Raw genomic sequence first — 13,441 nt, forward strand, 5'->3', positions numbered from 1 at the left:
ATCTGACAACAAAAAAAGACCAAATAAAAAAGACCGTGCTACCAACACGATCTTTTGGGTATCCAAGCTCAGCCGACCTCTCCAAGTTACGCTAAGCTTGAGAACGAAGTTCACTCCACCTACCAAGTTTTGTGAGCTTTGTTATTAATATAGCCTTATATGGCTAAATAATAACATATATTTGTATAACTGTGCAACGTTATAACCGTACTTTTGTCTGTTAATCTATGTTTTTTTACTAGATTTGTACCTTTTCAGACAGGGGGAGGGAGAGGCACACTCAGTACAAATACGTTCTCAAGAATATAGTGCGTAACAGGATCGGTGTAAGCTTTGCTTGCAATCGGTCCTTTTTTGTTTGTCCCAGAAGGGAGAAACAAATGAATATTGCCTATCAAGACAGGGTGGAACAAGAGGTTAGACGAGACGTCCAGCCCGTAGAGATCATGCAATTCATAACACATAACAGCTTGCATCTATATAAGAAAAAGGGGTCAAGTGCGCCTTTACAAAAGAGAGTAGAGTATGAGAAGAGCGAAAACCAATCAACGTATAAAAAGGGGACCGTATTTGTCTCTTGTTCTAAGGCTGATCTAAGTCAAGGGAAGGGATTTCTCATTAATTCTTACGAAAGCTTACATGAGAAGCACTCGGAATTAACGCACTGGACGCCAAACACATATCGTGGTGGTACATACTATGATTTTGGTAAACGCGTTATAAAGGGACATACCCGAGATAACTTAAAACAAATTAACGTGATCGGCTTTGATATTGATACAAAAGATATCGATTTATACAGTCTTTTCCTTGGGTGTGAAGAGCTCGGCTTACCATGGCCAAACGTCTTGTTAGAAACGCCTAAAGGCTTTCAAGGATTTTTCGTACTTGAGACACCTTTTTATATTCATAAACAGAAAGATTTTAAGGCGCTACGGGTAGCTGAGCGACTGTCTGAGAATATGTTAAAAGCTTTAAAGAAGTATGTACCAGTAGATGTTAACTGTGCACCTTTTGGATTTTATCGCATTCCGAAACAAGGTAACGTCGTTTACTTTGGTGATCAGCCCGCCAATACTAGTAAGCTCTTAACCTGGTCCAAAAAGTTTGAAGAAGAAGAGAAGAGAGTCTCCTTTCAAGTGATTTATTCAAAGGGTTCTGCTACATCAAATCAAACTTCGGCGGCATGGTATCAAGCTCTTATTCAAGCCACTCAAATTGAAAGTGGTCACTATAGTTCGAGTCGCAACAACGCTGTATTGACGCTTGCGATTGCCAACTTTGCAAGTGGAAGACCACTTGAAGAGGCGTATGATGAGCTTGATCAGTTTAATAGTAACCTTGCACAACCTTTAGGTAAAACTGAATTCGAGCGCATTTTAAAAAGTGCTTATTCTGGTAAGTACAAAGGCGCCAAGCGTACCTATGTGGAAGGACTTCTGGAACTCTGGACGGATGGAAAGACATCTTTTCAGGGGAGAGAAGGGTGGTACAAGTTCAAAAAGCCTAGGGAAGAGCGCGTTCGTTCTCATTATGATGAGAGAGAACAAGATATTCTACAGTATGTGGAAAAGGTAGCATGTCCAGAAAAGCCATTTTTTGAGGGAGCGCTCAAAGCTCTTGCCGAACGTTTTGGGATGGCCGTTTCAACTTTGAAAGAAGTGCTAAAGCGCTCATCTAAGCTAATCAAGCGTACAGTTGGCCGTGGAAGAAATGCCGTGACGAAGATCACGAGTCGATCCATGCTCTTTAAAAGTTTATTACTAGCAAGAAGAGAGCGTGTCCAATTAGCTCAACTATCCTTTGCCCAGCTGCTACCATCTTCACATGAAGTAATCAGTGAGGAAGATCTACCATCTATTCAGACCGAGTTACTAACCCACGAGATTGATCTGATTTACCGATCAGGTGCTAGTGATCCTGTAAAAATGACAAGTTGACTTAATGAGCCAGTCTGCCAATACATATCTAGATTACCCTTTGTTAACTCTGGCAAGTTTGTTAAGGGAATGCTCTTTGACAATTAAATAAGGTTACTAGCTTTGGTTATTTGTTACTAAATTTTAGGGCAGTACGATAGTCGTGTGTTTTTCTTTGAGTGTAGTTAAATGGAACGAATTCCCATATGATTGATTGCCAAACAAGTGTGCTTATAGTAGACTGTGGTCAAGTTCATATGACGTAAATAATACGGAAATAGATGCGCAAAAGAGATGTTAATCAATGTTCTTTTCATTTGCGGTTTTAAAGTGCCTCAGCCCCTTTTGTTGCAAGGGCTGAATGCCTCCTGTTTATATTCGTAACCTGTAGAAGACCTCGCCTATACTACGTGAACATAGCCGAGGTCTTCTACTACTCTATAAAGGCGGAGGCATTCAGAGTGTTGGTGGGGGCTGAGGCGAGAGGTTTTAGAGATTGATTTAGATTTTAGGTTTAAGATGGATTAGGTCATGAGTAATAGGGAGGGGAGACTAGGAGGTAGATTATAAGATTTGTTGTTTGGGTTGATCATGAGGGTAAGTGTGAGTTCAAGAGATTAGTAGTTTAAGTCATTTGTGAGTGAGTGCAGGTGGGGAAAGAGAGTTTTAGGTTTGTTCAGTGGATGTAGAATTCTATTTCAAGTTCAAGTGATTTAGTGCTTCCAGGTGTGTGCTATACAGGAGGTGTTGGTGGAGGTTCCAAGGTGGCTAACTGCTTATGTGAGTCTTCTAGCTTTCTTGTATGGGGTAGTGTTCTGGTTAGGTGTTCAAGTGATTAAGGTCGTTTGGTTTTTGGTGATGGTTCTTTTTTTCTTTTTGGTTTATGGTATCGGCTTCTGTTTTGGTAAACTTTTAAGAAGGAGAGTGGTTCCGATATCAGAGTGAAAAGGATGATTGGTTTATGTTGAAGTATACTTCGCTAAAAGAAAAGGATCTAGCGTATCTTACGTTTATTCTGAGAAACGGTATGGTGACGGCGAGGCAGATTATGCTGGAGTTTTGTGAGCCAAATATTCATCGTGTTTATCGTCGGTTACGAAAATTAGAAGATAAGAAGTTTGTTAGACATGAACGGATTGCTCATAAAGTTGGTGTTTACCTGGGGACATTGGAGGCAAGGAAACTCACTAATGTGAGTGTGACGGTGCCAACAAAAGCATCCATTTATACGATGCAGCATGATTTGTTGATTACGGATTTGATTCTCTATTATCAGTTTCAAGCTCAAAAAAATGGGTTGGAATTTAAGTATCGGACAGAGCGAGAGATTCGTTATGCGATGATTGGAACCGGTGATAATCAAAGTAAGTTAAAAGCGTACAATGCGAAACGAGATCGTATCCCGGACGCGGTATTCTTTTTTAAGTCAGCTGAAGGGAACGTGACGACGACGTGGGTGGAGCTAGAGCTAAATAAAAAAGAGCGTAAGCGTTATGACGAAAAGTTTTCGTTATTTGAGGAGCTGCTTTCAAGTAAAAAAGCTAGTGACCAGCCTTACGCGTATGATCAGGTAATCTATTTCGCAGATGACGTTAAAATACATAATGCAGTAAACGAAGCAAAGGATCGACTAGTGAACGCCAATAAAATCTCTGTTAAAAAAATCCCCCATGTGATTCTCGAAGATCGCTGGGAAGAGGTGTTGCCAGGTGGATCCGATGGCAAAGAGAGAGGGTCAGGTTAAGCAAACGGAAACGGACCGAATGATTGGCGACGTTGTGATGTACGGGGTACTTGGAGTTTTGATTGTGAGTTTTCTTCTCCCAGTTTTGTTAGGGATGTTCCTTTTTGCGATTTTTTATTCTCTCAAGCGAGATTGGCTGTCCTATCTTGCGCTCTTAACGGGGGGACTTCTACTTTTCTGGCAGTTTCAAGCAGGGGATCTTCTCACTTATTTTGCTTTTCTATCAGAAATGAAGGTCCCGTATTTTTCAGAAGTGCTCGAGCGATTTATCAATAACGGAGAAGCGATTCCGATTACGTCTCACTCGTATATCACGTTAACCGGTCTATCCTTGTTATTTTCGTTTGGTTTCTTTATCTTTGCGAAGTTTTTTTGGAAAAAGCGTGTGACAACTAAGTCAGGGAAAGTGCAAAAGCAAAAGGCTGAGCAAGCCTATAAAGCATTTCGCAAGCGTCGGGTTCTATTTTTGAATCGGAAACAAAAACAGTATCGACGAAAACCCACAAAAGAAGTGTTTATTGGCTATACGGATTTTAAAGAGCGCGTATCACTGAAGTCGAAAGAGCTAAACTATCATATGCTTGCGACTGGGGGAACCGGTACGGGGAAAACGACCCTGATTGCGTCTTTGCTTGAATCGGCTCTTCAGCAGAATAAGCCCGTGATTTTTATGGATGGCAAAGGCGAACGGAAATCAATGCTTGAATTTATAGCCCTTTGTGAGGCGTATGGAAAAAGGGTTTATCTTTTTTCAGAAATGGATTCTCTCACGTACAATCCGATTAAAAACGGGACGCCGACAGAAACGCGAGATAAGCTCATGGCGCTCTTTCAATTTTCGAGTGAAGGAGATGGCGCCTACTATACGGATATTGCTTCGCGATATCTGCAGCTAATCGTGAAACTGATTGATGAAGCCGGCGTAACGAGAGATATCTCAACCATCGCCAGCTTGACGAATTCCAAAGCGATGAATCAATTTTTTAGGGATCACAGCACCCAAGAAGAAATTGAAGAAGAGATCGAAGTGGAAGTAGAGGAAGAAGTAGCCACACAAAACTCTCAGGACGACGATTTAAGCGATTTTTTCACATCCTCCGATCCAAAGGATCAAAATGTGGTGAAAACCGTCACAGAGAAGCGTACAAGGACTGTCACGAAGTTGCGTGAGGGTTTGAGTACGATTAAACGAATTTTAGACGAAGAATTCCCAGAAGAAATTGTCGTAGGTTGCCTCACGCGCTTAAAAATGCAGCTAGGTGAGCTACTGGAATCAGATCTCGGCCATTTGTTTGTGGAACGAGAAGATGGCATTGATCTTCAAACGATTACAGATCAGAATAACGTAGTGATTTTCAGTATTTCAGGGAGCCGGTATGCCGATTATATTAAGAAAATTGGCAAAATGATTATTTTAGACGTGAACAGTCTCGTTGCCTATCGCCAGGCGAAGGGGAGAAAGGCGATCTTTGGGGTTTATGATGAGTTTTCTGCCTATGGGGACCGTCGTATCGTGGACATCGTTAATAAATCACGGTCTGCCGGTTTTGAATGCATCATTTCAACACAAACGCTTTCCGATATTGATGCTGTTGATCCGATCATGACAGAACAAATTATTTCGAACTGTAACGTGATCGCAACGGGGCGTGTGAACTCGTCAAAGGATGCGGAGCGTATCGCGCAGGTTTTTGGCACTTTTTCCGATCGTGAAGTGACACAGCAAATTCAAAAGAAGTATCCTCATACTCGTTATGAAGCCGAGATGGGAACCGTTCGTGATGTGGAACGATTTAAAGCGAATCCAAGTGAGATCAAGAACCTTCAAATAGGAGAAATCTTTCTTAATCGTAAAATGGTTGAAGAAGCAGAGAGCGATACTTATTTCCGTCGTGTCTATGTTCGTAATGCGCTCGGACTAGGAGGGATTAAATGAGATTGTTCAGCAAGCTGAAGGAGGGACTTCATCGGAATCTTATGAGAGGAAGGAAAAAGGTGATGAAAGATGACCGTCGTCTTCCGTCATCACGGTTTAATGGACGCCTCGCGTTCTCAATAACGTTTTGGGTGGTAGTGGCAGGCGTTGTTTTCTTCGCTTTTCAATCCTGGGCACGAACTGGATTTTTAAACGAAAAGGTGAATGGATACCAGGAACAGGCTTCTGCCGAAATCGCCACGCTTAATGATGTAGGATTTTCGAATTCACCAGAAGGAGAGCACTATGCGAGTCGTTTCCTTCAAACCTATTTGAATGTTCCGAGTGAAGAGGAAGAGCGAGAGGCGCGAGAAGAATCACTGCAAACCTTTCTTGCGGAAGGATTGAAGGTAGGCGAACTAGAAAATCTGAGCTCGTTTCAGGGGAAACGCGTGTTGCGTGACGTGAGCTTATACGAGGTGCAGGACGTAAAGGAAGATGCCGCGAGCTACGTTTATCGGGTTGATTATGAGCTCTTTAGCGTCAGTGAAAAGAAAGAGGAGGTAGAAGTGAAAAAGAAAGACTCAGACGGGGAAGAGAAGACGATAAAAGAAGAAAAAGTCACGATGGAAGATGAGTCTCTAGGGGTTAAACAACAGATGATCGTAGTTCGGCTTGGAACGGACGGAAACTCGTTTAATGTGATTGAGCAACCTTACTATCAATCACTTCCCAGTGAAACACGCTTAACGGCAGTGGCCAATGAAACTGATCAGGCAGAGAAAAACGTTAGTATGGAGGATGAGCTGAAGCAATTTGCCACGCAGTTTTTTACGTCGTACACAACAAACTCTGTGGAAGAGATGTCTTATTACATGGAGGATCCTGAATCGCTTCAAGGCCTTTATCAGTATCAGGGAGTTGAAGACTTTACGGTGTACGACGGGGAAGACGGGCAATATGTGTTAAAAACGCTGGTATTTTTAGAGGAAGAAGGGACTGATTTACAAACAAAACATCCCTTTACCCTTGTGGTGAGCAAAGAGAACGATAAGTATTATGTTCAAAAACTCAAACACACGATAGGAGGATAAAGACATGCCGGATATTACGGGTTTGACTGATTATGCGTCCGCACAGGTGGCAGCTGCTTTGTTCATTTTAATGATCGTGATGATTGTACGTGCTTTTGTTTCCCAGCGATGGGGGATGTTTTTCTCAAGCTTTCTCTTTGCGGTGATTTGTTATGTGATTGTTGCAAATCCCGGTGAATTTGAGAGCCTAGCCAATGCGATTTGGAGTTCTGTTAAAAGTGGTGGTTTAAGTTGAGAGGAGAGTCCTATAGCTATCGGAAGTTCTTTCACTATCCGTTGAAAATTTGGAAAATTGGGAAAGGTGAGAAATCGATTGTTTTTTCGAAAGGAATTGAAATCCGACAAATCATACTTGCCTTCCTACTCTTTGGGGTACTCTTTCTCTTTCGAGATCAGATAAACGCGGTTTTACCAACGGCTTTGCAGCTTGCCTTCTATGCGATTTTACCCTGGATGGTGGCAGGTACTGTTTGTCGAAGTCGCTTGGATGGCAAGCGACTCGATCGCTTCTTTACGGGTTACCTTCGCTATCTTTATACCAAGCGCTATTCTTACAGCAGTCATAAGCCCGTGTATCAGCCTCAAATGAAAAAGGCTCAGTCTTACGAGCGATTTCAATAAGGTGGTGAAGTGTGATGTTGCAGTTCCCGATTCAATCGTATCAAGATAATGTAATCTATACACACGATTCGGAAGCCTGGTCTTACTATCGGTTACAGGAGAGCACCGTTGGCATCAATGAACAGGAAGCCGAAAACAATTTGGTGAATCGTTTAAAGCGACTCGCTACTCAGCTTACGGTCTTTGAAGAAGTGGATTATAAGATCGTACCCGTCCCCGTGAACGTCGATCAGCGCATGCGTCATCTTCAAAGCAAGTATCAAGGGCAGTATGCTGAAGCTGGGAGCTACTATGCGGAACGGGCGAGAGAGATCCTTCGAGAAGAGGCACAAAATATCGTGGAGTACCGATTTTTTATCGGGGTGAAGTTAAAGCGTCGAGAGATTGACGGGAAATTAATCACCTCTTTCTCTTCATCTTTTAAAAGTATGAATCGGTATCTTCAAAAGCTTGCTGGTTTTGAAGGCCAAGGCGTGGACGAATTAACTGCGAGTCTCTTTCGTGAATCAGAAGAAGATGCTTATACTACGCTGAATCACTTTTTACACGCTTATCGCCTGAAAGAAAAGGAACTTCGCTACCTTATTCGTACTCAGTTTGTTCGTGGCCAGTCGCAACCGGATGGAGAAGGAAGTGTTTACAGTTTAACGGAAGGAATGCTTGATCCGGGGAAGGCCGGTTACCTTCATATCAAGCAGCTCGACGAAGAGTCCTGGTGTGCGTTTCTTCCCGTATCTGAATTTCCAATTGAACTGTCCTACACCGACTGGGCTTATTTCTTTCAATCCTATTCGTTTCCTGTGGAAGTGCATATGCGCACTATCTATAAGCAGAAAAAACAGGATGAGAACCAAACAAATAAGATTAAAAAACGGTTTCGTGATCAGGATGCTCAGCTGATTGAAGCCAATGAAGATGACGATAGTTTGATCAATACTGGGCGCGAGCTTCTACACGACTTAGAAAATCAAATCAAAAATCAGGGAAAACCTCTGTTACGTACGCACATTCACTTCGTCGTGTATGGTTCAACACGTGAAGACGTTCGAAAGCGAGCCAGAAGGCTGAAAATGGATTTTAACGACCATCACATCGAACTCGTACAACCACTTGCCGACCAACTTCTATTATTCCACCAATCGCTACCAGCCTCTAAGATTGTTGCGCATGACTGGGAACAGGTGCTAACAGCCGAGTCATTTGCCGAGTCTCTCTTTTCTCTTACCCGAAAAATTGGCAACACCGTTGGTTTCTACTTAGGGAAAAACATTTCTCATGAAGGAGAGAGCCTTGAAAATTCGCAGTCTCTTGTTTTCTATCATCCTTTTTTAGCCCATCAGGGTTTACCAGGATCCAAGTACTCATCCCCTCATGTGACCATTTCAGGACCAACCGGGATGGGAAAGTCGTATCTTCTGAAGGATATCTTGATGAACGCAGTCTTTTTCGGGGCGAAAATCCTGATGACGGATCCGAAAGATGAAGTTGAGAAAAAGTTTAAACAGGCGCTTACCCCAGAAATGGCGCGTCAGGTTCCTTATTTTAGCGATATGATTGAGAGCTTTAATTATATTACGCTCTCCAGTGATATCAGCGACGCCGGCAAGCTGGATCCTCTGACTTTTCTTGAGGGAGAGGAGGCGACGGATGCAGCTGTCGGTGTTCTCGAATACTTATCTGAGCTTCAATCAAGTGAGCGAAACATTAAAACAGCGATATACAAAGGGGTTCGCCACGTGGTGCAACAGAATCGAAAACCCGGCCTATTAAATGTTGTTCGCTATTTACAAGAATCAGAGGATCAGGACGTGCGAAACGTCGGTGACCTGCTTTATGAAATTGGGCGAAATGGGATAGCGAAGCTCATGTTTTCAGAAGGTGACGTCGAAGGAATCAGCCTAGATGAACAGGTGAATATTCTACAGATCCAAAATCTCAATCTACCAGAAGAAGGAGAGAAAGCCGTCACGCGTGATGAACATGTGGCCGTTGCGCTGATGCAGCCTCTGGCCAAATTTGCGACGAAGTTTGCACGCGATGATTCGGTTGTGAAGATGACGATCTTTGAAGAAGCGTGGATGTTGATGAATACAGGAGCTGGTGATCGGCTCATCAATGAACTGGTTCGGACGGGACGATCCCTTCGTTCAGCCGTGTACATTATTACGCAATCGACGTATGAGTACAATAAGCCTCAAATTAAAGAAAATATCGGAACGAAATTTGCTTTTAAGGCGAAAACAACGGAAGAGGCAGGCAATATCATTGAATTTCTTGGGATGGAAGACAACAAAGCGAATCGAGATATGCTGAAGAATCTGACCGAAGGGCAGTGCATTATGGAAGACATGTATGGCCGAACGGCCAAGATCCAAACGGATGTCCTGTTTGATGAATGGATTCAGGCCTTTAACACGAAAGACAACGATCGCGATGCCGTTGAATCCGAGGAGGCGTTTATCTAATGAAAAAAGTATTCGCTTCGCTTTTCGTTTTAAGTTTTCTATTGATTGGGTGTGGCGAGAGTGAAGATCCAGAAGATATTGCAAAGATAACCTATGAGTGGGAAAAGGCTAAGTTTGATAGAGATTATGAACTACAGCAAGAATTTATTTATGAAGAGGGATCTTATGAAGCTTATAAGGGAGACGAAAAAATTAATTCGAATCTAGAATATAAAGATATCAGGTTTGAAATTTATCATGATGAAAAAGTAGAGAGCTACTATGTTTTTGCTGATTTTGATAATCCTAATGGTGAGAATACCGTAGAGGATAATGTTGTACTTCGCCAGAAAAATGATGAATGGAAGGTTGATACTAGTAAAAGTTTAGACGTGAATCGAGAGGAGATTCAGCAAAAATTTGACCAAACGTCCTGTATTCATTGCGAATAGGAGGGATGAAATGAGGTTCTTGATAAGAGGATTTGGGGTAGCTTTTGTATTATTGTTTCTTCTTTTGCCCACTGCTTCCTTCGCGGAAGATTCCTCTCCTATCGTTGAGAAGAAGGAGGAAACGGTTGGGCGTGTGACGCTTGAGAGTAAGGAATATCCTCTTGATCACTACCGTATGGAAGCTGATATCGGGGATGGGTTTAAAGAGATGGATGATGGAGCACTTCATGCGATCAATCAAGGGATGTGGGGATTCAATAAAACGATCGCGAGTTTTACCTTGTACTCAATCAATGAGCTCATGTCGTTTGACCTGATCAGCAGTATGGCAGGTGAAGCTGGCATTATGAGTGAACGCATCTACCAGCTAATGTCTGGTGCTTTCTTTTCACTTTTTATTATTTTCATCGGCGCTTCTGCAGCCTGGCGTTACTTCGTGAATCAACAGATCGGGCATGCGGTCAAGGCTATTCTAGGGGCTTTAATGATTACAGTGGCGACCTTCTGGTTTTTCTCAAACGCAACAGGGAACATTCAGTGGCTGAATGAACGAGGAAGCGAGCTAGAAGGTATAGCCAGCTCAGCGAACGTTTTATTGAGCACCGAGGAATTTGACGCTAATGAGGCTTATAACTCGAACGAAGGCGTCGCTGTTTTAGAAAATCAGCTTTTTAACCTGATGATCAAACGTCCTTATTTGCTTCTGAATTACGGATCCACAAAGGAATCCGAAGTAATAAGTGATAATCCCAATCGAGTGGATAATTTATTGGAAATTAAACCATTTACAGATGAAGGAGAAGAACAGAGGGGCCAGATTGTTCAAAAAGAAGTTTCGGATTATGAAAATAAACAAATGTCGCCTAAATTTAGTGGCGAACGGTTTGGATATCTTATCATAACGATTCTTTCGACCATTGCTCTAGCGATTCCGGTGTTGCTGCTGGGGGCTTTCAAATTTTTGCTTCAAGTTTGGTTTTTGGCGCTTGTTATTTTTACAGCGATTCCACTCGTTCTATCACTGATTCCGGCTTATAGTGAAAGTGCGTTAAATCACGGTAAGAAGCTCGTCGGAGTTTTAATGATGAAGGCTGGGTTGGTTCTATTGATTTCCGTTATTACAGGACTTGTAACGCTTCTCTATGAATCTGTCAAAGTGACGAATGGAGTGGAGGGATACGCGTTTGTAGTGTTTTTGATTTGTTTGACGATGTGGGGATTATTTAAGTACCGTTCTGAGATCTTTGAGGTTGCTTCTGCCGGTATGGTTCAGGGTCAGCAAGTGGTTGAGCGAGCGACGACGAAATCCATTGATAAGGTGGGCGAAGCGAGACAAAAAACCACGCGAACGGCCACACGCATGGTAGGGAAAACGTATAAAAGTTTTCGAAATCACAAGCGTTATTCTGAGATGGGCGAACGAATTTCCGATCTGAAAGCTTCTACTGGCGGAGGAGACGAAACGCGTTCGGATCAAAGGATCGCGGCAGGGATTAATGGGCCTGAAAAGCAAAAATTACCCAATCACAAAAACGTTTCTTCTTCTGGACAAGAAAGCACGCGTTCAGCTGCACGTAATGCTGGGTCCGTTGTTCACTTACGCGACTATAAAAAGGGAAAGGCGCCAGGTGCTAATAAGAATGAGAGTACTGGTTCAGTGAAAACCACATCTTCTCCTACAAAAAAACAAAGCGTGACTAGGAAAAATCAATTGGGTGATACCGTGCGTGAACCTAATCAACATGGGAAACAAGAGAGCTTAAAGGCGCCGGTTTCTGAGAAACGGAGGAGAGAAACCTCCCAAAAAGCACAGGAAGATCGAGTAGAGAAGAAGAGTTCTTACAGAAAGCTATCTAAAGACGATCGTGTCGTTTCATCTTCTGTGCGTGGTAATAAACATACAGAGAAACAAGAACTTTCTCCTGTGAAACGGAGTTCTCGAAGCATTCAACCTGTTTCTCATCAGCGAAAGCCTGAGTCTGAGAAATCATCCATGAGAAAAGAAACGGCAGCGTCTAAAGAGTCTTCTAAACCAATTACGAAATGGGAAGCACAGCAACAAATTGACCAGCGCCGTTTTAAATCTAGCAATTTAACGCGATCTCGTCGTCGGAAGCCAGGTGAGTATGTTTTGAAGAGACGCAGATAAGAGTCCGGTCTGCCAATAATCTTGCTCAATATATCACAATTGGAAAGGAGAAGCTATGGAAGGCGTTATCAGGAAAGGAGCGAAAGTTGCCGGTGCCATTGCTGTACTAAAGCATCCTTTTACCTGGATTCTTGGGGGGATTCTGCTTCTTCTGACCTTTCTTTTTGGGATAGGGTTGTTTCTCTCCATTAGTTTGGGAGGAGAGAATCAGTTTGAATCGGGTATGTCTGGTGAAGGGGCAGGAGGCACGGCTCAGGTCTCGGCTGAAGTTTTACGCTATGAGCCTCTTGTTGCGAAATATGCAGCTGAGTATGAGGTGGAAGATTATATTGGCCTTATACTCGCCTTAATTCAACAAGAGTCTGGAGGGAGGCACTTGGACGTGATGCAGTCATCGGAGTCCATCGGACTTCCTCCAGGTACGATTACGGATCCTGAATACTCCATTCAGTTAGGCGTGAAATACTTTGCAGAAGTGATGAAACAGTCAAAAGGAGATATTCATTTAGCCTTACAGTCGTACAATTTTGGGAGTGGTTTTATTGGTTACGCGCTTGAAAGAGGAGGCTACTCAAAGGAAGTGGCGATGGACTTTAGCCACATGATGGCTATCAAAATGGGTTGGGAAACGTATGGCGACGTGAACTATGTGGATCACGTGCTTCGCTATTATGATACTGAAAACGGAATGGTATTGGTTCAGGGCGATGGGACCCAAATCTTTGATGTGGAAGAGGTTCACAGCATCATGAAGCAATATCTTGGAAGACCCTATGTGTGGGGAGGAAGGACACCTGGTGCAGGAGGATTTGATTGTTCTGGCTTGCTAGAATACGCATTTGCGCAAATAGGCGTGGATCTATATGGTACTGCTCAGTCTCAGTATGATAAAACCGTACCTGTTTCGGAAGACAACATTAGGCCAGGAGATCTAGTCTTCTTTTCTACCTATAAGCCTGGTGCTTCTCACGTTGGCATGTATGTTGGGAACGATCAATTTATCAATGCGAACAGTGGCAATGGAACCTCTTATTCTTCAGTTGAGCAGTGGAAAGATCTTTATCCCTTTCTCGGGTTTAGGCGTGTTCAGTAAGGGTGGTGTG

At 42.9% G+C, this 13,441-nt stretch carries 11 protein-coding genes; all 11 read left to right on the forward strand.

Annotated elements, in window-relative coordinates; genetic code table 11:
• The first annotated feature begins 380 nt into the window (after positions 1-380).
• The 11 genes from PQ578_RS19470 (at position 381) to PQ578_RS19520 (ending at position 13,431) form a co-directional block, all read left to right on the forward strand.
• On the forward strand, positions 381-1,940 hold the full coding sequence (locus tag PQ578_RS19470; protein ID WP_273836189.1) for a primase C-terminal domain-containing protein: 1,560 nt from the start codon (positions 381-383) through the stop codon (positions 1,938-1,940).
• Positions 1,941-2,669: 729 nt separating this feature from the next.
• Positions 2,670-2,864 (forward strand): hypothetical protein, encoded by a 195-nt coding sequence (locus tag PQ578_RS19475; RefSeq protein WP_273836192.1) that lies wholly within the window; start codon positions 2,670-2,672, stop codon positions 2,862-2,864.
• A gap of 16 nt (positions 2,865-2,880) precedes the next feature.
• Positions 2,881-3,663, forward strand: coding sequence for a hypothetical protein (locus PQ578_RS19480; protein ID WP_273836194.1), 783 nt, complete (start codon positions 2,881-2,883; stop codon positions 3,661-3,663).
• Positions 3,638-5,599: a type IV secretion system DNA-binding domain-containing protein gene (locus tag PQ578_RS19485; protein WP_273836196.1), complete on the forward strand. Its 1,962-nt coding sequence runs from the start codon at positions 3,638-3,640 to the stop codon at positions 5,597-5,599. The genes PQ578_RS19480 and PQ578_RS19485 overlap by 26 nt, the downstream gene beginning before the upstream one ends.
• Positions 5,596-6,672, forward strand: a complete 1,077-nt coding sequence (locus tag PQ578_RS19490; RefSeq protein ID WP_273836198.1) for a conjugal transfer protein — start codon at positions 5,596-5,598, stop codon at positions 6,670-6,672. Before PQ578_RS19485 ends, PQ578_RS19490 begins: the two co-directional genes overlap by 4 nt.
• 4 nt (positions 6,673-6,676) lie before the next feature.
• Positions 6,677-6,907, forward strand: coding sequence for a TcpD family membrane protein (locus tag PQ578_RS19495; protein WP_224592262.1), 231 nt, complete (start codon positions 6,677-6,679; stop codon positions 6,905-6,907).
• On the forward strand, positions 6,904-7,293 hold the full coding sequence (locus PQ578_RS19500; RefSeq protein ID WP_273836201.1) for a TcpE family conjugal transfer membrane protein: 390 nt from the start codon (positions 6,904-6,906) through the stop codon (positions 7,291-7,293). Before PQ578_RS19495 ends, PQ578_RS19500 begins: the two co-directional genes overlap by 4 nt.
• A 14-nt stretch (positions 7,294-7,307) precedes the next feature.
• Complete coding sequence (locus PQ578_RS19505) at positions 7,308-9,758, forward strand: ATP-binding protein (RefSeq protein WP_273836324.1); 2,451 nt, start codon at positions 7,308-7,310, stop codon at positions 9,756-9,758.
• Complete coding sequence (locus tag PQ578_RS19510; protein WP_273836203.1) at positions 9,758-10,189, forward strand: hypothetical protein; 432 nt, start codon at positions 9,758-9,760, stop codon at positions 10,187-10,189. The genes PQ578_RS19505 and PQ578_RS19510 overlap by 1 nt, the downstream gene beginning before the upstream one ends.
• Positions 10,190-10,199: 10 nt before the next feature.
• The gene (locus PQ578_RS19515; protein ID WP_273836206.1) at positions 10,200-12,338 is read left to right on the forward strand and encodes a CD3337/EF1877 family mobilome membrane protein; all 2,139 of its coding nucleotides are present in this window, start codon (positions 10,200-10,202) and stop codon (positions 12,336-12,338) included.
• A gap of 55 nt (positions 12,339-12,393) precedes the next feature.
• Positions 12,394-13,431: a bifunctional lytic transglycosylase/C40 family peptidase gene (locus PQ578_RS19520; RefSeq protein ID WP_273836208.1), complete on the forward strand. Its 1,038-nt coding sequence runs from the start codon at positions 12,394-12,396 to the stop codon at positions 13,429-13,431.
• Positions 13,432-13,441 lie beyond the last annotated feature (10 nt).

The sequence above is a fragment of the Guptibacillus sedimenti genome, assembly GCF_028610665.1.
Lineage (GTDB): Bacteria > Bacillota > Bacilli > Bacillales > Guptibacillaceae > Guptibacillus > Guptibacillus sedimenti.